Annotated in this window: 20 protein-coding genes; 8 read left to right on the top strand and 12 right to left on the bottom strand. The window is 38.1% G+C overall.

Features of this window, described 5'->3' with window-relative positions; genetic code table 11:
- Window positions 1-63: 63 nt before the first annotated feature.
- A complete protein-coding gene (locus tag KO524_RS07220; protein ID WP_219292441.1) occupies window positions 64-534 on the bottom strand; it encodes a DUF6252 family protein in 471 nt (156 codons plus the stop codon).
- Window positions 535-921: 387 nt separating this feature from the next.
- Between KO524_RS07220 and KO524_RS07215 the strand changes: the two genes are divergently transcribed.
- From KO524_RS07215 to thrA, 6 genes are all read left to right on the top strand, one after another.
- Window positions 922-1,452, top strand: a complete 531-nt coding sequence (locus tag KO524_RS07215; RefSeq protein WP_219292438.1) for a 30S ribosomal protein S16 — start codon at window positions 922-924, stop codon at window positions 1,450-1,452.
- Window positions 1,453-1,467: 15 nt separating this feature from the next.
- Window positions 1,468-1,998 (top strand): ribosome maturation factor RimM, encoded by a 531-nt coding sequence (gene rimM, locus KO524_RS07210; protein ID WP_219292435.1) that lies wholly within the window; start codon window positions 1,468-1,470, stop codon window positions 1,996-1,998.
- Window positions 1,999-2,007: 9 nt separating this feature from the next.
- Window positions 2,008-2,715, top strand: coding sequence for a tRNA1(Val) (adenine(37)-N6)-methyltransferase (locus tag KO524_RS07205; protein WP_219292432.1), 708 nt, complete (start codon window positions 2,008-2,010; stop codon window positions 2,713-2,715).
- 430 nt (window positions 2,716-3,145) lie between these two features.
- Entirely contained in the window at window positions 3,146-4,420 is a 1,275-nt protein-coding gene (locus tag KO524_RS07200) for an O-acetylhomoserine aminocarboxypropyltransferase/cysteine synthase family protein (protein WP_219292429.1), read from the top strand.
- A gap of 13 nt (window positions 4,421-4,433) precedes the next feature.
- Window positions 4,434-5,384 carry an alpha/beta fold hydrolase gene (locus KO524_RS07195; protein WP_219292426.1) on the top strand — a complete coding sequence of 317 codons (951 nt, stop codon included), beginning with the start codon at window positions 4,434-4,436 and terminating at the stop codon, window positions 5,382-5,384.
- Window positions 5,385-5,562: 178 nt separating this feature from the next.
- Complete coding sequence (gene thrA / locus KO524_RS07190; RefSeq protein WP_219292423.1) at window positions 5,563-7,977, top strand: bifunctional aspartate kinase/homoserine dehydrogenase I; 2,415 nt, start codon at window positions 5,563-5,565, stop codon at window positions 7,975-7,977.
- A gap of 153 nt (window positions 7,978-8,130) precedes the next feature.
- On the opposite strand, the gene KO524_RS07185 is transcribed toward thrA, so the two are convergent.
- The 7 genes from KO524_RS07185 to KO524_RS07155 all read right to left on the bottom strand — a co-directional run bounded on the left by KO524_RS07185 (window position 8,131) and on the right by KO524_RS07155 (window position 14,333).
- A complete protein-coding gene (locus tag KO524_RS07185) occupies window positions 8,131-8,847 on the bottom strand; it encodes a 3-ketoacyl-ACP reductase (RefSeq protein WP_219292420.1) in 717 nt (238 codons plus the stop codon).
- A 17-nt stretch (window positions 8,848-8,864) separates the two neighbouring features.
- Complete coding sequence (locus KO524_RS07180; RefSeq protein WP_219292417.1) at window positions 8,865-9,641, bottom strand: DUF3050 domain-containing protein; 777 nt, start codon at window positions 9,639-9,641, stop codon at window positions 8,865-8,867.
- A gap of 76 nt (window positions 9,642-9,717) precedes the next feature.
- Complete coding sequence (locus tag KO524_RS07175; protein ID WP_219292415.1) at window positions 9,718-10,896, bottom strand: acyl-CoA dehydrogenase family protein; 1,179 nt, start codon at window positions 10,894-10,896, stop codon at window positions 9,718-9,720.
- Between the two features lie 518 nt (window positions 10,897-11,414).
- Window positions 11,415-11,741, bottom strand: coding sequence for a 2Fe-2S iron-sulfur cluster-binding protein (locus KO524_RS07170; protein WP_219292412.1), 327 nt, complete (start codon window positions 11,739-11,741; stop codon window positions 11,415-11,417).
- Window positions 11,742-11,745: 4 nt separating this feature from the next.
- Complete coding sequence (locus KO524_RS07165) at window positions 11,746-12,798, bottom strand: NAD(P)/FAD-dependent oxidoreductase (RefSeq protein ID WP_219292409.1); 1,053 nt, start codon at window positions 12,796-12,798, stop codon at window positions 11,746-11,748.
- Between the two features lie 130 nt (window positions 12,799-12,928).
- Complete coding sequence (locus KO524_RS07160) at window positions 12,929-13,168, bottom strand: NifU family protein (protein WP_219292407.1); 240 nt, start codon at window positions 13,166-13,168, stop codon at window positions 12,929-12,931.
- 34 nt (window positions 13,169-13,202) lie between these two features.
- The gene (locus KO524_RS07155) at window positions 13,203-14,333 is read right to left on the bottom strand and encodes an Mrp/NBP35 family ATP-binding protein (RefSeq protein ID WP_219292404.1); all 1,131 of its coding nucleotides are present in this window, start codon (window positions 14,331-14,333) and stop codon (window positions 13,203-13,205) included.
- Window positions 14,334-14,606: 273 nt separating this feature from the next.
- On the opposite strand from KO524_RS07155, the gene KO524_RS15560 reads away from it, so the two are divergent.
- A complete protein-coding gene (locus tag KO524_RS15560; protein WP_219292401.1) occupies window positions 14,607-14,726 on the top strand; it encodes a PoNe immunity protein domain-containing protein in 120 nt (39 codons plus the stop codon).
- A gap of 113 nt (window positions 14,727-14,839) precedes the next feature.
- Here KO524_RS15560 and KO524_RS07145 read toward each other — a convergent pair whose 3' ends face one another.
- From KO524_RS07145 to KO524_RS07130, 4 genes are all read right to left on the bottom strand, one after another.
- A complete protein-coding gene (locus KO524_RS07145) occupies window positions 14,840-15,655 on the bottom strand; it encodes a GIN domain-containing protein (protein WP_219292398.1) in 816 nt (271 codons plus the stop codon).
- 180 nt (window positions 15,656-15,835) lie between these two features.
- Window positions 15,836-18,253, bottom strand: a complete 2,418-nt coding sequence (locus KO524_RS07140) for an ABC transporter permease (RefSeq protein WP_219292396.1) — start codon at window positions 18,251-18,253, stop codon at window positions 15,836-15,838.
- Window positions 18,254-18,257: 4 nt separating this feature from the next.
- On the bottom strand, window positions 18,258-19,016 hold the full coding sequence (locus KO524_RS07135; protein WP_219292393.1) for a GIN domain-containing protein: 759 nt from the start codon (window positions 19,014-19,016) through the stop codon (window positions 18,258-18,260).
- Between the two features lie 19 nt (window positions 19,017-19,035).
- Window positions 19,036-19,737, bottom strand: coding sequence for an ABC transporter ATP-binding protein (locus tag KO524_RS07130; RefSeq protein ID WP_219292390.1), 702 nt, complete (start codon window positions 19,735-19,737; stop codon window positions 19,036-19,038).
- Between the two features lie 507 nt (window positions 19,738-20,244).
- On the opposite strand from KO524_RS07130, the gene KO524_RS07125 reads away from it, so the two are divergent.
- Entirely contained in the window at window positions 20,245-21,579 is a 1,335-nt protein-coding gene (locus KO524_RS07125; protein WP_219292387.1) for a sigma-54 dependent transcriptional regulator, read from the top strand.
- Window positions 21,580-21,581: the final 2 nt, after the last annotated feature.

The raw sequence follows: 21,581 nt of genomic DNA, 5'->3' as shown, positions 1-21,581 counted from the left end.
AAAAAAAAGACCGCTTTAAAAAATAAAGCAGCCTTTAGTGAAAAATAAATTTAACTTTATTTCTTATTTCGCCTCTTCCATAGGAACGCGATAGAATATACCTTTTTGAAAACTAACGATACTGTCATTTGCACCTCTTAATGCAACGACAAATTTACCGGTTATCGTACCGGGAACCTGATCTTCTATTGGAGCAAACTCAATATATCCACTTCCTTTATTAGCACCGGTTTCAAAAACAAGTTCTTTACCGTCTTCTAATTCATGAACCAATTTCGCTCTATAGCTTTCCACTACACCTAAATCGTATTTTCCTCCAAAATTATAGGCCGCCGATCTTAAAACCAAAGTCTCTACTCCGTCGGTAGCTGAAATCATTAAAGCACCCTCATTAACAGAAGCACTAAAGTCGTTTGCCTTCCAAGCAGTTTTATAATTTCTTTCTGCTTCAAAAGCAGGATTATTAAACTTAACATCGCTTTCACAAGCTATAAATCCCAAGGAAAGTGCCAGAATAAAGAATATTTTTTTCATATATAGATCTTATTTTTACATTAAAGTCGTACGGTTTTAACTTATTTACCAGCTATTTTATTCTCAAAAAACAACTTGATTATACAATCACACCATACATAAATCTCATTTCATTTGTAAAGTCCCACCCTTTACCCTACTCCAACCGTTGTTTACTTACAACAAAAGCTTTTGCAGTGGTCTTTTCTAGAACTAATTACGAACTTAATCGATTTGGAAACAAAAATAACTTTTTAAAATTAATATCATAACTTATTTTTAATAAAACATTAACTTTTAACATTATTTGAAATAAAAGCAACTAAAACACTTGGTCTGACAAAAAAAAATTATCTTTGCAGAATTATTTAACCGAGGTCGGGAACCTCAAACTAATCACAAGATATTATGTCTGTAAAAATTAGATTACAAAGACACGGTAAAAAAGGAAAACCTTTTTACTGGGTAGTTGCTGCTGATGCGCGCTCAAAAAGAGATGGTAAATACTTAGAGAAAATCGGTACTTACAATCCAAACACGAATCCTGCAACTATCGACATCAACGTTGACAGTGCTGTAAAATGGTTGAACAACGGTGCACAACCAACAGACACGGCAAAAGCAATTCTTTCTTACAAAGGAGTATTGTTAAAACACCATTTAGAAGGTGGTATTAGAAAAGGTGCTTTAACTCAAGAGCAAGCAGATGCGAAATTCGCAGCTTGGTTGGCAGAAAAAGACAACAAAATCACTTCTAAAAAAGACGGTTTATCTACTAACAAAGCAGATGTGAAAGCAAAAGCAATCGCTGCTGAGAAAGAAGTAAACGCAAAACGTGTTGCTGCTGCAAAAGAAGCTTTGGCTGCTGCAGTTGTAGAAGAAACTGTTGCTCCAGAAGCTGAAGTAGCAGAAGAAAACAACGAAGAAACTCAAGCTTAAATTTATTTGTGCGATATGCGTAAAGAGGATTGTTTTTATTTAGGCAAAATCGCCAAAAAATTTAGTTTTAAAGGAGAAGTCTTGGCCTATTTGGACACAGATGAACCTGAGTTATACGAAAATTTGGAATCCGTGTTCGTTGAATTCAACGGACACTTGGTTCCTTATTTTATAGAGTTTTCTTCCATTCACAAAAATGATTTTTTGCGTATTCAATTTGAAGACATGCACTCTGAAGAAGATGCGGATAAGATTATTGGAGCAGAAATCTACTTACCTTTAGAAATGCTTCCTAAACTGGAAGGCAATAAATTCTATTTTCACGAAGTTATTGGATTTGATGTCGAAGACACTCAATTCGGTTATGTCGGAAAATTAGTTCATATCAACGACAGCGTTTCTCAAGCACTATTCGTTATTGAACGTGATGAATTGGAAATTCTAATTCCAATGATTGATGAGTTTATTCACGAAATCGACCGTAAAAACAACAAAGTAATTCTTAATGCCCCTGTTGGGTTAATTGATATTTATCTCGAAAAATAATTTTTGATTATGTTTCGCTTTAAACAATTTACTATCGAACAAGATCGCTGTGCCATGAAAGTGGGTACAGATGGTGTTGTGTTGGGCGCATGGACTCCCTTACCCCAAACACTATACAGCGTTTTAGATATAGGCACCGGCACAGGACTTATAGCTCTTATGCTTGCACAACGCAGTTTTGCAGAACAAATTGATGCCTTAGAAATCGACGATGATGCTTACGAACAAGCCGTTGGAAATTTTGAAAACAGCCCCTGGAGCGACCGTTTATTTTGTTATCATGCCGGTTTAGATGAATTTGTCGATGAAATTGAAGACGTCTATGATTTGATTGTTGCCAATCCCCCTTTTTATACGGAAGACTACAAAACCTCCGATGAAAAAAGAGATTTAGCCCGTTTTGAATTTGCTTTGCCCTTTGAAGAACTCCTTAAAGCTGCCTCTATTTTTTTGGCCGAAGAAGGCATTTTTTCGGTTATCATTCCCTTTAAAGAAGAGCTTCATTTTACCGAACTGGCTCGTGAAAAAGGACTGTTTCCATTAAAAACAACTCGTGTAAAGGGTCATCCCACAGCAGAAATCAAGCGTTCACTATTGGCCTTTAGCAGAAAAAACACCCCAGATACCGTTATAGACGAACTTATTTTGGAAGTCGAAAGACATCAATATACTCCCGAATTCACTGAGCTCGTAAAGGATTTCTACCTAAAATTATAAGTGGTAAAACAAAATAAAAACGTTAATTTTTTATTTTTTCTTGCTTATATCACTTTTTCTTTTCTACATTTGTCAGACAAAAGAATAACAAAAATGACTTTAAATATTGTAAACATGCTAATGCCAATGATGTGGAAAAATCCGCAAGGCTTGCTGTGTTTATAATTCAACTATAAAAATACATCTTAAAAGCCTTTGCCCACGCAAAGGCTTTTTTTGTTTAAAAAAATTTCAAAATGATTACCAGTACGACCAACAATAACGGAACACCAATGATGATGATGCAAATGATGATGCACATCCACCTCCGCTATTGCCTAAAGTCAAGTTAATAAAACGATCAGAAAGTTTTACTTAAAGTCCTTTTGGCCCTAGCCAAAAGGACTTTTTTTATTTTATAACCCTTTATCCATTTAAATACCCAAAAATCATGAGTACAACACATTTTTCAACCCAAGCTTTACATCACGGTCATCAAATTAATGCCGCACCCGGAACACGAGCCATTCCAATCTATCAAAGCAGCTCCTATGTATTTAAGAATACCGAACACGCCGCTGGTTTATTTAATTTATCGACTCCGGGATATATTTATACCCGCCTGAACAACCCAACCAACGACATACTCGAACAGCGTTTGGCCGCTCTAGAAGGAGGTATAGGCGCCGTAGTAACCGCTTCTGGAGCTTCAGCTATTGCTACCGCACTACTCACCTTATTAAAAAGTGGTGATCATATCGTAGCATCGAGTAGTTTATATGGAGGTACTTATAATTTACTCAGCGTTACCCTTCCCCGACTTGGCATACACACTACTTTTGTTGATCCTAGTGACGCTATCAACTTTAAAAAAGCGATTACCCCAGCCACACGTGCTGTATTTGTAGAGAGTTTAGGAAATCCAAAACTCGATGTTTTAGACCTAAAAGCCATCTCCAAAATAACCCAAGAAACCAAAATCCCGTTAATCGTCGACAATACAGTTGCAACACCTTATTTATGGAATCCGATTGCCCACGGTGCCAATATTGTAATCCACTCCTTAACCAAGTACATCTCTGGAAATGGAACTTCTTTAGGAGGTGTCATTATCGATGCAGGAACCTTTGATTGGTCTAACGGTCTGTTTCCAGAATTCACCGAGCCTTCCGACGGATACCACGGTTTGGTATATCATCAGGCATTAGGCAATGCGGCATATATAGCTAAAATTCGCATCGAAGGACTTCGCGATTTAGGTGCTGCTTTAAGTCCATTCAATGCTTTTCAGATCTTACAAGGACTAGAAACCCTGCCCTTAAGAATTGTAAAACACAGCGAAAACGCCTTAGAACTAGCACAATGGCTAGAACAACAAGCCGCTGTAGCCTGGGTAAATTATCCCGGTTTAAAATCCAGTTCACAATATCAACTCGCTCAAGAATACCTCCCAAAGGGACAAAGTGGCGTGGTTACTTTTGGCTTAAAAGGCGGCTATGAGGCAGCCAAAAAAGTAGTTGACAACACCGAACTGTTTTCCTTAGTTGCCAATATAGGCGACACCAAATCGCTGATTATTCACCCCGCCAGTACTACTCATCAACAACTAAACGAGCTACAACAAAAAACAACTGGCGTAACTACCGACTTAATTCGCCTATCCGTAGGCATCGAGAATATAGCCGATTTAAAACGCGATTTACAGCAGGCTTTTTTAAAACTATAATTAATTAGTACTCATGAATTCACTTCTAAGTTTATCCCTTAATCCAACCCGTTTTATAAACGGTAGCTTACAACAAGTTAGCTTGTATTATCAAGTATTTGGGCGTCCCATTCATACCGCTCCAGTAGTTTTTGTACTGCATGCCTTAACGGGAAATGCCACAGTAACCGGAGAAAACGGCTGGTGGAAAACACTGATAGGTCCTGAAAAAACCATCGATACCAACCACTATACCGTGCTGGCCTTTAACATTCCTGGGAATGGCTACGGAAATCCGGTGTTGGATTGGGAAAACTGGAGTGCTTATGACGTAGCCAACTTGTTTTGGAAGGGTATTGATCTTTTAAAAATTAAGCGTATCCATGCTGTCATCGGAGGCAGTCTAGGAGGAGGCATCGCTTGGGAAATGGCATTTCAAAGACCTCATACCATCCACCATTTAATCCCTATTGCCACCCATTGGAAAGCCAACGACTGGATCTTTGGAAACGTTTTAATTCAACAACGAATATTGCAAAATTCATCGCAACCGGTTTACGATGCTCGTGTACATGCCATGTTTTTATATCGAACTCCAGCATCGATAATACAAAAGTTTAAAGGCAATAAACAAGACGACGGGCTTTACCAAACGGAGAGTTGGCTGTTATACCACGGACAAAAGCTCAACGAACGCTTTGCCTTATCTTCCTATCTGTTGATGAACCACCTATTAAAAACCATAGGCGCACCATATCAAGAAGAGGATCTGGCAAAACTCGCCTCAAACAAATTACTTGAAATTCACCAAATCAGTATTGACACAGACCTTTTTTTCACAGCAGCAGCCATAGAACAGTCCGCAATTTTTTTAAAAGCCCATTCCGAAAAAACTTACTTATATCAAATCGAATCCATACACGGACACGACGCCTTCTTAATCGAAACAGACCAATTAAGCCGCTTTTTAAAACCTTTATTTTGAAGTTTAAATTACTGAAAAACGGACTAAAACACAAAACAAAGATGTAGTCCACTGACCGAGCCGTAAAATTAAAAACACCACGCACCATATCCTCATCGTTTAGTAGAATCCGAAACAAACAAGTTTTGACTCTATAATTAACATCGCCCATGGAACTTACTTAAAAACAGAAAAAAGAATGAAAATATTAAAATTTGGCGGAAAATCGCTCGCTCAGCCTCAAGGTTTTGAAACGGTACTCTCGATTATAGAAAAACAATATAAAAGCAACAGCCCGTTTCACGTAGTGGTTTCTGCATTCGGAGACACCACCAATCAATTAGAAAACCTATTGGAACAAGCAGTAAAAAGAGAAAATCATAAAAGTGCTTTAGCACTAATAAAAGAACAGCACTATACGCATAGCCCTAGCGACATCAGTGCAGAGCTCAAGTTGATAGATAATTTACTTGAAGGTATCTCACTGCTGGGTGATTACAGTCTTAAACACAAAGATTTACTTTTGGCTCAGGGCGAAATTATTGCGGCAAAAACCATTACGCATCATTTATCTCAAAAAGGACTGCCCGTACATTTTGTTGACGCCAGACTTTTACTAAAGACTGATCAAAATTTTGGTCAAGCACAACCACTTGACCCCGAATCGCGTCAAAACATTTTGGCTTATTTTGAAGAAAATCTAAACGGTAAAATTGGAATTATCACTGGTTTTATTGGATCCACCTCTACTGGAGAAACCACCACTTTGGGGAGAAACGGAAGCAACTACAGCGCCTCGCTGTTTGCATCCTATCTCTATGCCTCGGAACTACAGAGTTATACTCATGTAAACGGTATTTATACCGCTAATCCCGATTGGGTACACAACGCTCAAAAAATTGAAGATTTGAGTTATGAAGAAGCTAATGAAATGGCACATTTAGGTGCGAGTATCCTCCATGCTAAAACGATAATTCCGCTATTGAACAAACAAATCCCACTGCGTATTCTAAACACCTTTAACCCTGAAGATGTAGGAACCTTGATTAGTGCCGACTCCAAGAGCACCGGTATACGCGCCTTAAGCGTGTTGGAAAAAACAAGCCTTATACAACTCGTAGGCAAAGGCTTATTGGGTAAGGTAGGTATCGATGCACGCATTTTTGAAACCTTGGCACAGCATCAAATCAGCGTTAATGTGATTGCTCAAGGAGCATCGGAACGCGGCATTGCGTTTGTGGTTCATGCGACAGATACTCAACAGGCGATAAAAGCTTTGCGATTGGAATTTAAAAAAGAGATCGAAACACAAGACATCAGCGAGATTTTCCCCCTAGAAAATGTTTCGGTGCTTTCCATTATAGGTCAGGATTTATCTACTTTTAATCGATCATACAATGCTTTGATTAACAATCAAATTGTACCGCTTTTAATAAGCAACACGGTAACAGGACGTCAAATCAGTCTGGTATTACACCACCATCAATTGCAAAAAGCCTTAAACATCATACACGGTGAAATTTTTGGAATCAATAAAAAAATCAACCTGTTTATATTCGGTGTTGGAACCGTGGGAAGTGTATTGATCCAACAACTTTTACAAACCCGAGTAACCTTAGAAGAAAAGAAAAAGGTCTCGGTTCGCATCGTTGGAATTTCCAACTCCAAACAATTGCTTTTTGACCCCAATGGAATTGGAGATGACTGGGAAAATAATTTAAATAACAGCGATTTACACTCCAGTCCTGAATCGGTCTTTGAACTGACCGATCACTACCATTTGGAAAATTTAATAGCCGTGGACCTTACAGCCAGTGCAGCGTTCACAGAAACCTACCCACAATGGATTCGCAATGGGTTTGACTTGGTTGCCGCCAATAAAATAGCCAACACCCAATCTTTTGAATTTTATCAGAAATTGCGCCGTGAACTTAAAAAACACCATAAGGAGTTTCTCTATGAAACCAATGTGGGTGCCGGCCTCCCACTTATAGATACCATACAACTATTACATCAGTCGGGTGAAAACATCACGCGGATTCGAGGTGTGTTTTCTGGTACACTAAGTTATTTGTTTAACGAATTTTCTGAAGGAACATCCAGCTTGAGTAGCGTTTTAGAAATGGCCATTTCCAACGGATTTACAGAACCCGACCCAAGAGAAGACCTCAACGGAAATGACGTGGCTAGAAAACTCTTAATTTTGGCTAGAGAACTCGACTTAGCGAACGAAATGACTGATATAAGAATACAAAATCTAATTCCTGAAAAGCTGCAATCGGGATCGGTTACTCATTTTTTGGAACGTTTAGAAGAGCTCAATCCTTTATACAGTCAGATTAAAGCAAAACAAGATGCGAATCACGTTTTGCGCTATGTAGGCGATTTACATGGAGACCTTAGTCAGCAAGAGGGGGCTCAACTCGATGTTGAGTTAATTTCGGTACCCAAAGCTAGTGCTTTGGGACAATTACAAGGGTCCGATTCTATTTTTGAAATATATACCGAGTCCTATGGCAGCCGCCCTATTGTTATTCAAGGCGCTGGGGCGGGAGCCAAAGTAACCGCTCGCGGTGTTTTTGGCGACATATTGAGATTAGTAAACAGGAAGTAACTAAATCCAGAATCAAAAGTAGGGAATTCAAGCTACAAGAAAGCCATTCCTGTGGAGGAGGGAATATATTATGATATAGAGCGCTATAGGGTAAATTCTAACGGCTTTTGCATCCGTTTCAAAAAAAAGGTTGCCTATTTAGGCAACCTTTTTTTAAGGATTCGTTGACCATAAGGAAGCGGATTTTAACATCGCGCGTCGCGGTAATTTTAGACCGGCAACAACCAATTCTGCAAAATCTTCCGGTTGTAAAACACGGTCTGGATTTCCGTCCGTCAACCCTAAATCAACAGACATATCAGAAGCAATAGTACTTGGAATCAGCGTACAAACGCGGATATTGTTTTTACGAACTTCTTTCATCAAGGATTCCGACATTCCAATTAAAGCAAACTTAGATGCCGAATAAGCCGAGGTTGTCGGATTACCGTTTAATCCCGCTGTTGATGCTACATTCACTACATCACCCGAATTTTTTGCTATTAAGTGAGGCAATACCACTTTGGTTACATTGTAAACGCCCATCACGTTGGTCATTAAAATTTGCTCCCATCGCGCTGCCTCCATATCTATAAAACTTCCGAATTCTGCAATTCCCGCATTGTTGATTAAGATATCGATACCGCCCAATTCTTGAATCAGTTTCTCGACTGCCGTTTGTACCGCCGCACGATCAACCACATCAAAAACAGCATAGGTAGCCTTTACTCCAATAGCCTGAAGCTCCTTTACCGTAGCCTGTAGGTTGGCTTCATTTCTACCGGTTATCGCCACATCAACTCCTTCATTAGCCAAGGCTATAGCCGTTGCTTTACCCAATCCACGGCCACCACCGGTAACTATGGCTTTTCTATTTTGTAAATTTTCCATATCTAATGTTTTTATTTTTATTTTTTAGTGCCTTCTATTTGTTCTTCAATAGCGTCCCAAAGGCCAATTCTCTTTTTTAAAGCTGCTATGGAAACCACCGCTACTTCTTCCCACTTATTCACGTCTGTACCACACAGCTCTGCAATCATTTTCATCGCCATCGGTCCGTGTTCGTCTGCATCCAGTTCTATATGTCTTTCAAAATAATAAATCAATTTAGACAAATCTGTCTGCGGAAAATGCTGTTCAAAATTTCTTAGAATTTCCGTAAACATATCGGGAATCAAGTCTTCCCTACCAAAGGTAAATGCCGCAGCGATTTCATGACTTTTTCCACCGGCGATTACCCCAAAACTAAAGTTTAAAAAATCTTTGATTTTCGGATGTAAATCCGTCTGCTCTAAAGCTATTTCCACAGAATTATGTTGGTGTACTAAGGCTAAAAATGCCGTTACGGTATTGGTATCGGCATTGGACGTTTCCATGGCTTCAACATACATTTCAAAATGGCTCAAACGACGCCCATCCATACTTAAATCCGATTCCTCTGCCAACACGATTTCGTTTATAAGATAACGGGTTTCGGGATTGGGCGAAGCAAACCAAGGAATGGTAGTGCAGGTTAGTTTTTGCTGTAAGGCTTTTAATAGCGACATAAAATCCCAAACGGCATACACATGTGCCTGCATAAAAGTTTGCAAATCCGAAATACTTTGAATTTTCTGATATAAACTGTGTTGCAACAACATTTTGCGTTGCGGCTCAATCCGTTGGTTGATTTCTGAAATGGTCATGACTCTTTTTTTACAAAATTAAAAAAGCTTCCCGATTAAGAGAAGCTTTTGGTATGATTTTAACCTTTAATTATTCTTATTTGAACGCTGGAAATCCAGTAACATCCATACCTGTAATTAACAAGTGAATGTCGTGTGTACCTTCATAAGTTACCACAGATTCTAAGTTCATCATGTGACGCATAATAGAATACTCACCGGTGATTCCCATACCACCCAACATCTGACGTGCATCGCGAGCAATAGTCAATGCCATATCAACATTGTTTCTCTTGGCCATTGAAATCTGTGCTGTAGTTGCTCTACCCTCATTTCTCAATACACCCAATCTCCAAGTCAATAATTGAGCCTTAGTGATTTCTGTAATCATCTCTGCCAATTTCTTTTGTTGCAATTGCGTAGCACCAATTGGTTTGTCAAACTGAATACGCTCTTTTGAATATCTCAAAGCAGTATCATAACAATCCATAGCCGCTCCAATAGCACCCCAAGCAATTCCATAACGCGCTGAATCCAGACACCCTAGTGGAGCACCTAAGCCCGATTTGTTTGGCAATAAGTTTTCTTTAGGAACTTTTACGTTGTCAAAGATCAATTCTCCTGTAGCAGAAGCTCTTAATGACCATTTGTTATGTGTTTCAGGAGTAGAAAAACCTTCCATTCCTCTTTCTACAATTAAACCGTGAATACGACCTGATTCGTCTTTTGCCCAAACAACAGCAATATCCGCAAAAGGCGCGTTTGAAATCCACATCTTAGCTCCATTCAATAGGTAATGATCACCCATATCCTTGAAATTGGTAATCATTCCGCTTGGGTTAGATCCATAATCAGGCTCTGTCAATCCGAAACATCCAATAAATTCACCCGTCGCTAATTTAGGAAGGTATTTCATACGTTGTTCTTCGTTTCCGTATTTCCAAATAGGATACATCACTAAAGACGATTGTACAGAAGATGTTGAGCGAACACCACTATCTCCACGTTCAATTTCTTGCATGATTAAACCATAAGAAATTTGGTCTAATCCTGCTCCACCATATTCTTCTGGTATATACGGTCCAAATCCACCGATTTCTGCTAGACCTTTAATCAATTGTTTTGGAAATTCTGCTTTTTGTGCAAACTCTTCTATGATAGGAGTAACGTCACGTTTCACCCATGCACGAGCGGCATCACGCACCAATTTGTGCTCTTCAGATAATAAATCATCTAACAAGTAATAATCAGGCGCTTGGAATAAATCTGGTTTCATATGTCGATTTTATTTTATATTAAGGTCATATGGTATCGCCTTACATCAATCGCTGCTATTAACAGACAAATCTTCTTGGGCGGGTTCATATGTCGATTTTATTTTATATTAAGGTCATATGGTATCGCCTTACATCAATCGCTGCTATTAACAGACAAATCTTCTTGGGCGGGTTCCTATGTCGATTTTATTATATACTATCACTATTTTCCGCACTAACGGTTAATCACTTTTCGCCAATTCAAAGCGATTTTGCTAGACCATTCGCGCTTTTTTAATAGCGAAACAAAAGTAAGTATTCTACAGCAACTTATCAACGTTAATAAACATAATTCAAAAAAATATTGAATACAGATCGAAAAATCTTATATCGAGCCGTTCTTTTGCATAAAGTAATTACAAAAACCGGTAATAAGCACGCAAGTAAATCGCTTTCGCATAAAAACGACGGCATTATATCAAAAATGAGGTTGCCTATTTAGACAACCTCATGCTTACTAACTATTCGTTACTTTTAATTATTCCGGAGCCAACTCCAATTCCAGACCCTCGATTTCGGGAGTGAGGTGAATTTGACATCCCAATCTACTGTTTTCTTTTACGTTAAAAGCTTCCCATAACATGGCATCTTCGTCCGGATTTTTTTCCGGTAATTCAACATCATTTAAAATATAACATTGACAAGAAGCACACATGGCCATTCCGCCACAGATACCAATGGTACCTTCGGGAGCTAATTCGTAGGCACGTACCAATTCCATGACATTCATATTCATATCTGTTGGCGCATCTACTGTATGGCGTATTCCCTCTCTATCAACAATGGTAATCTTAATATCAGACATGGCTTTAATCTATAGCTTTTACTACTGCTTTTTCCGCTTCTTTTCTACTGCCATCAAATCCGTCAATTCCAGATACTGTGGTGTATTTTAAAACATATTTCTTCCCTGGGTTTAAGCGGTTATAAACACTTTGACACATTAAAGTGGCTTCGTGAAAACCGCATAAAATCAACTTCAATTTACCGGGATACGTATTGATATCGCCTATGGCGTAAATCCCTTCTATATTGGTTTGATAATCCAGTGCATTATTTACTTTAATGGCGTTTTTTTCAATCTCTAGCCCCCAAGTACCTATTGGTCCCAATTTAGGCGTTAGTCCAAATAACGGAATAAAATAATCACAAGCCAATAAATCGCGTTGTCCGTTGCTTTCTAAAGTAACGCCTTCTACGCGGTCTTGTCCGTGAACACCCACAACTTCTGCCGGTGTAATCAAATTGATTTTACCTTGATCCTTTAAGATTTGTACTTTTTCTACAGAATCCAAAGCACCACGGAATTCGTTACGTCTGTGAACCAAAGTAACCTCTTTGGCTACATCGGCCAAAAACACACTCCAGTCCAAGGCAGAATCCCCTCCACCAGAAATAACAATTCTTTTATCGCGAAAAAGCTCTGGATCTTTAACAAAAAACTCCACACCTTTATCCTCGTAGTAAGCCAAGTTATCTATCAATGGTTTTCTCGGTTCAAAACTTCCTAAACCTCCAGCAATCGCGACAGCCTTTGCATGGTGTTTTGTCCCTTTATTAGTGGTCACAACAAAAGTACCGTCCTCTAATTTATCTATTGTTTCGGCAACTTCATTTAGGGTAAACCCCGGTTGAAATTGCTTGATTTGCTCCATTAAATTATCGACCAATTCCGCAGCTCCTACAGAAGGATATCCCGGTATATCAAAAATTGGTTTTTTAGGATACAACTCCGTCAATTGTCCTCCCGGTTGCGGAAGACCATCAATAATATGGCATTTTAATTTTAAAAGTCCCGCTTCAAAAACAGTGAATAGTCCAGTTGGACCAGCACCAATGATTAAGATATCGGTTTGAATCATAGTTCTAAAAATTTATTACAAAGGTTATAAATCTTTTTAGCCTACACCATGATAAATGTCAATTCACCCCGATTGAAACGACATCATTTTGGAAATAAAGAATGCTAAAAAGCTCGGGCACTTTACCCTTTTACTCTACGTTTACAACGGTTTCAATCTCAGGAGCATACTTCTTAATAGTCGTTTCCACTCCTGCTTTCAAGGTCATTTGATTGACATTACAAGAAGTACATGCCCCTTCTAACCTAACTTTCACGTGTTTATCATCTTCTATTGAAATCAGCGTAATATCTCCTCCATCCGATTTTAAAAACGGACGAATTTCTTCTAAGGCTTTCTCAACGTTTTGTTGAATAGTATTTGTTGTCATAATTAAATTTTAAATGAGTGTAAAAAAGTCCGTATTAGTTTTTTCCCACTGCAGAACAACCCGCCATAGTCGTAATTTTAACTGCTTCAGTAGCTGGTAAACTATCGTTTCGCTTCACTACTTCTTGCACGACGTTTTTAACAATCGCATCGAACGCATTCGCCACTACCGTTCCTTCTTGAAGGGCTGCTGGACGACCGTAATCACCCGCTTCTCTTATGCTCTGCACTAGAGGTACTTCTCCTAAGAAAGGCACTTCTAAATCTTGAGCCAAGTTTCGTGCTCCTCCTTCTCCGAAGATATAATATTTATTATTTGGCAATTCCTCAGGAGTGAAGTAGGCCATATTCTCAATAATTCCCAATACCGGAACATTAATACTGTCCGACATAAACATCGATACCCCTTTTTTGGCATCGGCCAAAGCAACTGCTTGAGGCGTACTTACCACTACAGCACCTGTCACAGGCAACGACTGTAAGATAGACAAGTGAATATCACCCGTTCCTGGAGGTAAATCCAATAACAAGAAATCCAATTCACCCCAATCTGCATCAAAAATCATTTGATTTAACGCTTTTGACGCCATAGGTCCTCTCCAAATAACCGCTTGATCGGGTCTAGTGAAAAAGCCAATCGACAAAATCTCAACACCATAACTCGTAATCGGTTTCATCTTGGATTTGCCGTTAACTTCTACAGAAATTGGTCGGGCATTTTCAACATCAAACATTATCGGCATAGATGGCCCATAAATATCCGCATCTAAAACACCAACTTTAAATCCCATATTCGTCAATGTCACAGCAATATTTGCCGTAACCGTAGATTTCCCTACTCCTCCTTTTCCAGAAGAAATAGCCACGATATTACTGATTCCAGGAATTGCTTTTCCCTTTATTTCAGGTTTCTCTGCATTCTCTACTTTGATATTGACCTTAACGTTAATCTTTTCATCGATTTGATCATGAATAGCTTTCATCACATCGACTTCAGCTCTTTTTTTGATGTGTAAGGCAGGCGTGGTTAATACTAAATCTACAACAACTTCGTCTCCGAAGGTCATAACATTCTGAACAACACCACTTTCTACCATATTTTTCCCTTCTCCAGCAACAGAAATGGTCTCTAATGCTTTCAGAATTTCTTTTCTATCTAATTTCATTATATACGTTTCGTTTCCAACAGATTAATAGCCCATTGTTAATAGGCAAATATAATGGTAAATGTTGAGAATCTAAAGTTAATGTATTCTAAATATAGATAAGAAAACAGTACCGATAGAGAAAAACTATGACGCAAAACTCGCATACTGAGCAACGCTGGCTGTTTTCGACTGTATCTTAATACTTTATACCTAGATCAAGTTACAAAAAAATGGTATCAAGGCCATCGTGATACTACATAGTACGACTGCCTTGAGATTACCGAATTTAATATGTTTTTCGGCTATTGGGCCTGGGAAGTGGTGCCCTTGGTTAAAATTCAAAGAATAGACGATACCGATTTGAAAAATCAAAAAAACGATCCGTATAACGCTTTGCATTGGAACTTATAAGCAAAAAAGTTTTTGCGAGCTTCCCAACGGAGGAAGCTCTACAAAAACTCGAATAAAAAAAGAATTACGCAAATATTTTATAAAACGATAATCACTAACTTATACGCAACCGCTTAAGCTTTTTTAATAGTTCCCGAAGAAGCCTTTTTTACGTTAACTTCACGTGGACTCCCATAATACTTAATCGATGCAGACGAAGCTGCTGCTGCATTCATCTTCTCAGACACATAGAAAAACCCGGAGGCAGAACTGCTTGCAGAAACTTCCAATTCTCTTGCTTTTAAATCTTTTGCTAGAATTTTTGACGAACTGGACAATCCGGCTTTGATGCTTTTGACGTCACCAGAGAGCTTCATTCCAGACGAGCTGCTGCTAGAAAGCGACAATTCTTCGGCATGGATTACAGCATTAATATCGGCAGACGAACTGCTTCTAAGATCAACCAAGCCACTTGCTTGAATAGTAGCTTCCACATCTCCTGAAGAGGAAACACTTACTGTACAATTTGTTGCTTTAATGTCCCCTTTAAAATACCCTGAAGAGGAAACTCCTAAAGCAAAATTATTGGTTTTTAGCGCATCTTTCCCAATAAACATAGCAGAAGAAGATACGGTAACCGCATCTAAATTGGGACCTTCAACAAAAACTTTTACATCTTTAATTTTTCGATTGGTACTCTTTCCCCATTTGCCTTTTTCCGATTCGATATAAACCACCAAAGATTTACCCTTAACTGCTGTTTTAATATATTGAAGGGATTCTTTCGTTTCGGCTTCCACCGTTATTTTAGTAGTATTAGATACTGTATAATTCAGCTCGATACCTTGAGACACTTGTACTTGACTAAAATCTCCTACTGTTCTAGTGGTTTTTACCTGAGCAGTCATGCTCACACTAGCTAACAAAAAGGCTATAATTACTTTTTTCATGATTTATTTATTTTAAGATTTACAATATTCATTTTCTATCCAAAAAATGGGAGATTCGGGGACTACTAGCCCCCTTCACTCCATAAACCGAATTCATACTAACTAATTCAATTTATTTTTTTTTAAATATTTATAGGCTTTTTAAAAAACTTGACTTTTTAAAAGATTCCTTTATTTATATTATTCATACTTTAAAAATCGCAACAAATCTATTTTTGTAGCGGAATAGGCTCTAACAACCACAACCGCTAAAATCAACAACACCAAGGTTGTAAAGGCTATTGCAAACGGAACCCACGATAGATTGGCATGATAAGCAAACTTATTGAGCCAGTGACTCATCAACCAATATGTCGGAAAAACCGCAATCATAAAGCCTATTAGACTAAAAAAAATGTATTTTGTTACTAAATTTCTAATTAAATTACTGGTTTCTGCCCCTAAAACTTTTCGAATGACTATTTCCTTTAATCGACTCTCGATAGAGAAGGACACTAATGCAAAAAGTCCGAATAGCGATATAAAAACTACAACTAAATTGAGACCTCTAAACAAATTGCGTTGTTTGGTATATTGCTTGTAATTTTCAGCGAATTGTTTGTTTAAAAAAACGGCTTGAAACGGATATTCTGCATCGACTTCCTTATGCCAAAAGGCCTCAATATTCTTAAGGGTTCGTTCCGAATGTGTCGATTCAATTTTAATAGAAACTTCGTTAATGCCATAAACCAGGTTATCTATTGCTCGATAATCAAACAGGGCCATCGGTTCCACTTTCGCATTAAATCCCGTTCTAAAAAAGTCGTTGATAACCGTGATAATTCTATAGCGCTTCTTTTTAAAAACAAATTCTTTATCAACAGGGTTTTTAATTCCCAAAATCTCAACAAAACGATTGTTAACGACCACGGCATCTACTGAATCATCCAGAACAATTTTATCCAAATCGGCTCCTTGACTCTTTTTTACTCCCAATAATGCTAGATACCTAAAATCTACCCCAGCCACGTCGAAGTCCACCCTTTTGCCCTGCATCATCAACGAACCTCTAGGCATGTTTTTATTGGAAAAAGGAATGGAACCGAGACCCACTTTCTCTACACCAGCAACGCGACATAAACGTATAGCCAAATCATCGGTTTCCGAAAACTTACGACGGGTTTGGTGGTTGTAAATTTTAGCTTGTATCACTTGACTCCCATCAAAACCTAAATCTTTAGACACCATATAATCTACTTGTCTTGCGATTACCAAACTGCTAACCACAAAGAAAAAAGCAACGGCAAACTGTAAAATCAATAAGACGTTTCTCAACTTAATACCGCGTTCACTTCGAGCATATTTCCCTTTGATAATGGTTAAAAAGCTAACCCTATAGATAAATAAAGCGGGTACTAATCCCCCCAAAACCACTACGATAGCAACGATAACCATCAGGATTTGCCAAAAATCAAACAGACTTAAAGTAAGACTCTTATTGATAAACAAACTAAAATACGGCAATATTAACTCGACAAACACCAGTGCTATTACAATAGCTATCACGCTATTTATCACGGTTTCAAAAACCAACTGCCCTACGATTTGCTTATTACTGGCTCCTAATATTTTGCGGATGCCCAATTCGTTCACGCGTCGGATAACATAGGCATTGGTCAGGTTTATATAGTTCACTATCGACAGCAACAAAATCAATAAAGCACAACTCAAGGATATATAAACAAACTCCAAATTTCCCGTTCCCTCAAGCAAACCCGATGCTTTGGCATACAGACGTACCTCATTTAACGAATTAAACTTAGCGGTAAACTCACCGCCTATACTCTCCATAAATGCCTCAATCGACACCCCTTCACTTTGAGCATTTTCTATTAAAACATTTTCGTATATTAAATTGGTGGTTAATTTTTCTAAAGCCCGTTTACTTCCTTCACTCTGAGCTTTAATCAATAAGCCCAGGTTGGTGTTTTGCCAAAGCTCCGAATCAATTACGGTTTCTCGCTCTATACTGTTTATAACAATATTTGGCATAACCGACGTCTGTTCATTTAATCGATACACCCCTCCAATACGATAGGATTGATGTGCCAAAGACAAATACTTCCCAACGGGATTTACATCTCCAAAATACTTTTTAGCAATTTCCTCCGAAATAGCAATACTATCGTCCCCATTAAATACCATTAAGGGATTACCGTAAACAAATGGAAATGGAAAGAACTCAAAAAAACTATCTTGAGTATTGACGATCTTATCAATAACCCCCTTATACGATTCCGACTCAGCAAAAAATGTTATGTATTCAAACGAAAAATAACAATAGTCTTCTACCAACTCAGGAAACTCCATTAACTTAGGTCCCAAAGCATCCGAACTGGCTACATAGGCTTCGTCCGAATCTTTATCGCCTTGATAAGTTACTTCATAGACACGATCTTTATAAGGATTCCAAGCATTGTATTTATGCTCGTCCTGCCAATACAACACTGCTAAAATCAATGCCGATATTCCGATAGCCAAACCGATTATATTTAAAAAGAAAAATAATTTATTTTTAACCGTTTGGTGCAAGTAAATTTTAAACCAATTTTTAAACATCTAATTATTTTGCTTTTACAGTCCCCATAGAATCTGTGTATTTTTTTACATCTTTTGGATTGCCATAATAAAAAATCCTACCCATAGAATCAGCATAAGCATCGAGAGTTTCCGTAACATATACTTCTGCTTTTCCCAAACTATCGGCCTCTACTTTGGCTTTTTTAACCCTGAAACTCTTGCCTCTAAAATTAGCAGCACTATCAATAGTCAGCGATAATTCTTCCGCTTCTCCCGTAATATCAATTACTGCTGCACTATCGATATTAACCTGAACTTTGGTCGCTTGTACATCTCCTCTAAAAACGGATGCCGAATCCAGAGTAAAAACCATAGTAGTAGCGGAAAAATCCCCATCCAATATTCCTGCCGAATCCAGATTTATGCTAATCTTATTTCCCTTAAGTCGTTTAGCTATCTTTATTTTACCCGCAGATTCTGCCATAAAACGGGAAACGTCTTTTTGGGATACATAAACATTGACCCCAGCAGGCCATTTGTTTAAAGAAACACTTCTCCTGCCGGCTCCACCTATATATACTTTTAAAGTATTATTACTCACCTCGGTATAAACGTTCTTTAAATCAATAGTACCATCCGTTTCTACTTTAATCCCACCATTTTCATTGGGTTGTAAGATCACTTGTACTCCTGAAGAAACCTGAATTCCACTAAAACTCGCTGCTTTTCTAAGTTCACTAGATTGCGCTTGGAGCAACCAAGTCGTGAGTAGCATCAAAAAACTAATTATCAATCGTACCATCTTTCTGCGCTTTTAGTCATTATTCCTTAAATACATCTATATTTTTAATATTACTTTTTTCTGTAAGTATCATACCGTCCTTCATCATGATGGTTCTTTCTGAAAACGACGCATCGTGTTCGGAATGGGTAACCATAATAATCGTTGCCCCTTGAATGTGTAAATCGGTTAATAGCTCCATAACCTCATTGCCGTTTTTACTATCTAAATTTCCTGTCGGCTCATCGGCCAAAATAATCTTAGGCTCATTGATTAGGGCACGTCCAACCGCTACACGTTGTTGTTGTCCACCTGAAAGCTGTTGAGGAAAATGTTTTAAACGATGAACAATATTTAATTTTACAGCCATCTCATTGACACGTCGCTTCCGCTCTGCAGATGGAACCTTGGTATAGATCAACGGCAATTCTATATTGTCGTAAACATTTAATTCATCTATAAGATTGAAATTTTGAAAGACAAAACCAATGTTTTGCTTACGCACTAGGGCACGATTTGACTCCATCACTCCCACCATTTCCTGCCCTATAAACTCATAACTCCCTGAGGTAGCAGAATCTAAAAGCCCCATGATATTTAACAAGGTGGATTTACCACAACCCGATGGCCCCATAATAGATATAAAATCACCCGATTTGACCTTTAAATTTATTCTATTCAATGCCGTAGTTTCCACTTCTTCGGTTTGAAATATTCGCGTTAAATTTTTAATATCAATCATCTTGTTAATTCGTGTTATATTTAATCTTTGCCCACTGCGAGTATTCCAATCGATTACTGACTAAAATCTCACAGAAGTAAAAGTATTCTTTTTTAATCAGTTGTTGAAATCAGAACGGTTTCTGCATAAAAACTTTTATATTTTACGACACTTTATACAACCGTCAAAAGTATCTTAATGTGCCCACAATTAATATTATCAAAACAAGGCCTAATAACTCTGATTTTTTTTCTATTTTTACGAGCTAAAGCACTGTACATTACTACGTTATTACTATAGTATAAAGCAAAAATGTGCCAGACTTTAAAAAAAACACACGGTATTAATATTCAAATACATACAAAAAAACACAAAAACAGACTGTTCAATAATGAACACTTTTTTGTTCGTTTTCACAAGTTTATGAGGTTCTTATAAAATAGCCGTTACCAACGAATTAATTTTAAATGAACCACAATAAGCGTTTTGTGATACCATTTAAGCATATCGCAACCCTACTATTTACAGATGAAAAAGACGCATACCACCATATTGATTTTAGATGACAATGAAGAGATTTTAATCGCGGCACGAATGTTATTAAAACGGCATTTTGAAACGGTTATTACCACTACAAATCCTAAAAAGATACCCGAACTACTGACTAAAAATCCGATAGAAATCATCTTGTTAGACATGAATTATCGCTTGGGCTATGAAGACGGCAAGGAAGGTATCTTTTGGTTTAAGGAGATTCAAAAAATGGCGCCTCAGGTTCAAATTATTTTGATGACGTCTTATGCCAATATCGAAACTGCGGTTGAAGGAATAAAGCTTGGCGCTATAGATTATGTATTAAAACCATGGAATAACGAATCCTTATTGCAAACCATAAGGGGAGCTGTAAAACAGCTAAGAAAAAAAACGCCACAAATCGGCATCTCTTCCGAAATCACTTTCAAAGGAACTGCTCCCAGCATTCAAAAAGTATATCAGATGGCCGATCGGGTTTCTAAAACCGATGTAAATACTTTGATTTTAGGAGAAAATGGAACGGGAAAATACGTCTTAGCCAAATACATACACGATCAATCCCCCCGAAAAGAACAAGCCTTTATACATGTAGACTTGGGATCCTTAAACGAAAATCTATTTGAAAGCGAATTGTTTGGCTATGCCAAGGGTGCTTTTACCGATGCCAAACAGGACACCGCAGGAAGATTTGAAATGGCGCATGGTGGGACTATTTTTCTCGATGAGATCGGCAATGTTCCTTTGCATTTACAATCAAAATTATTACAGATTATTCAATCCAAGTCGGTAATCCGACTAGGAGAATCGAAAACACGTCCGGTGGACGTACGTATCATTACAGCCACCAATGCTGATATAGAACTGGAAGTAGAAAAGAAATTTTTTAGAGAGGACCTCTATTATAGAATCAATACGGTAGTGCTTATGCTACCCGCACTTAGAGAGCGAAAAGAAGACATACCGCACTTCCTTGACTTTTTTATAAATCAGAATGCAGAAAAATACGACCGAATAATTCCTACAATAGATGGATATACCCGTCAGGAACTTTGTAAATACGATTGGAAGGGCAACATCCGTGAAATGCAAAATCGCGTCGAACGGGCCATGATTTTAACCGATTCCGAAACACTTAGCTTAACGGACTTTGGCATTTCGCAATTGTCGATTATATCCCATACGGACGAGGCTTCTTTACAGGAAATTGAACGTATTTCCATCGTGAAAGCAATGGAAAAAAACTCCGGAAACATCAGTCAAGCCGCTATGGAACTCGGTTTATCCAGAGCCGCCTTATACCGCCGATTAGAAAAACACAACATCAAATAAGC

Origin of the sequence: Flavobacterium sp. NKUCC04_CG (genome assembly GCF_019345525.1) — a bacterium.
GTDB lineage: Bacteria > Bacteroidota > Bacteroidia > Flavobacteriales > Flavobacteriaceae > Flavobacterium.
Note: the sequence above shows the minus strand (reverse complement) of the source record. Positions and strands in the feature narration are given on the sequence as shown.

Excerpts from the sequence above, each read along its gene's own strand:
- KO524_RS07220 (WP_219292441.1), bottom strand. The coding sequence starts at position 534 with ATGAAAAAAATATTCTTTATTCTGGCACTTTCCTTGGGATTTATAGCT.
- KO524_RS07215 (WP_219292438.1), top strand. The coding sequence starts at position 922 with ATGTCTGTAAAAATTAGATTACAAAGACACGGTAAAAAAGGAAAACCT.
- rimM (WP_219292435.1), top strand. The coding sequence starts at position 1,468 with ATGCGTAAAGAGGATTGTTTTTATTTAGGCAAAATCGCCAAAAAATTT.
- KO524_RS07205 (WP_219292432.1), top strand. The coding sequence starts at position 2,008 with ATGTTTCGCTTTAAACAATTTACTATCGAACAAGATCGCTGTGCCATG.
- KO524_RS07200 (WP_219292429.1), top strand. The coding sequence starts at position 3,146 with ATGAGTACAACACATTTTTCAACCCAAGCTTTACATCACGGTCATCAA.
- KO524_RS07195 (WP_219292426.1), top strand. The coding sequence starts at position 4,434 with ATGAATTCACTTCTAAGTTTATCCCTTAATCCAACCCGTTTTATAAAC.
- thrA (WP_219292423.1), top strand. The coding sequence starts at position 5,563 with ATGAAAATATTAAAATTTGGCGGAAAATCGCTCGCTCAGCCTCAAGGT.
- KO524_RS07185 (WP_219292420.1), bottom strand. The coding sequence starts at position 8,847 with ATGGAAAATTTACAAAATAGAAAAGCCATAGTTACCGGTGGTGGCCGT.
- KO524_RS07180 (WP_219292417.1), bottom strand. The coding sequence starts at position 9,641 with ATGACCATTTCAGAAATCAACCAACGGATTGAGCCGCAACGCAAAATG.
- KO524_RS07175 (WP_219292415.1), bottom strand. The coding sequence starts at position 10,896 with ATGAAACCAGATTTATTCCAAGCGCCTGATTATTACTTGTTAGATGAT.
- KO524_RS07170 (WP_219292412.1), bottom strand. The coding sequence starts at position 11,741 with ATGTCTGATATTAAGATTACCATTGTTGATAGAGAGGGAATACGCCAT.
- KO524_RS07165 (WP_219292409.1), bottom strand. The coding sequence starts at position 12,798 with ATGATTCAAACCGATATCTTAATCATTGGTGCTGGTCCAACTGGACTA.
- KO524_RS07160 (WP_219292407.1), bottom strand. The coding sequence starts at position 13,168 with ATGACAACAAATACTATTCAACAAAACGTTGAGAAAGCCTTAGAAGAA.
- KO524_RS07155 (WP_219292404.1), bottom strand. The coding sequence starts at position 14,333 with ATGAAATTAGATAGAAAAGAAATTCTGAAAGCATTAGAGACCATTTCT.
- KO524_RS15560 (WP_219292401.1), top strand. The coding sequence starts at position 14,607 with ATGTTTTTCGGCTATTGGGCCTGGGAAGTGGTGCCCTTGGTTAAAATT.
- KO524_RS07145 (WP_219292398.1), bottom strand. The coding sequence starts at position 15,655 with ATGAAAAAAGTAATTATAGCCTTTTTGTTAGCTAGTGTGAGCATGACT.
- KO524_RS07140 (WP_219292396.1), bottom strand. The coding sequence starts at position 18,253 with ATGTTTAAAAATTGGTTTAAAATTTACTTGCACCAAACGGTTAAAAAT.
- KO524_RS07135 (WP_219292393.1), bottom strand. The coding sequence starts at position 19,016 with ATGGTACGATTGATAATTAGTTTTTTGATGCTACTCACGACTTGGTTG.
- KO524_RS07130 (WP_219292390.1), bottom strand. The coding sequence starts at position 19,737 with ATGATTGATATTAAAAATTTAACGCGAATATTTCAAACCGAAGAAGTG.
- KO524_RS07125 (WP_219292387.1), top strand. The coding sequence starts at position 20,245 with ATGAAAAAGACGCATACCACCATATTGATTTTAGATGACAATGAAGAG.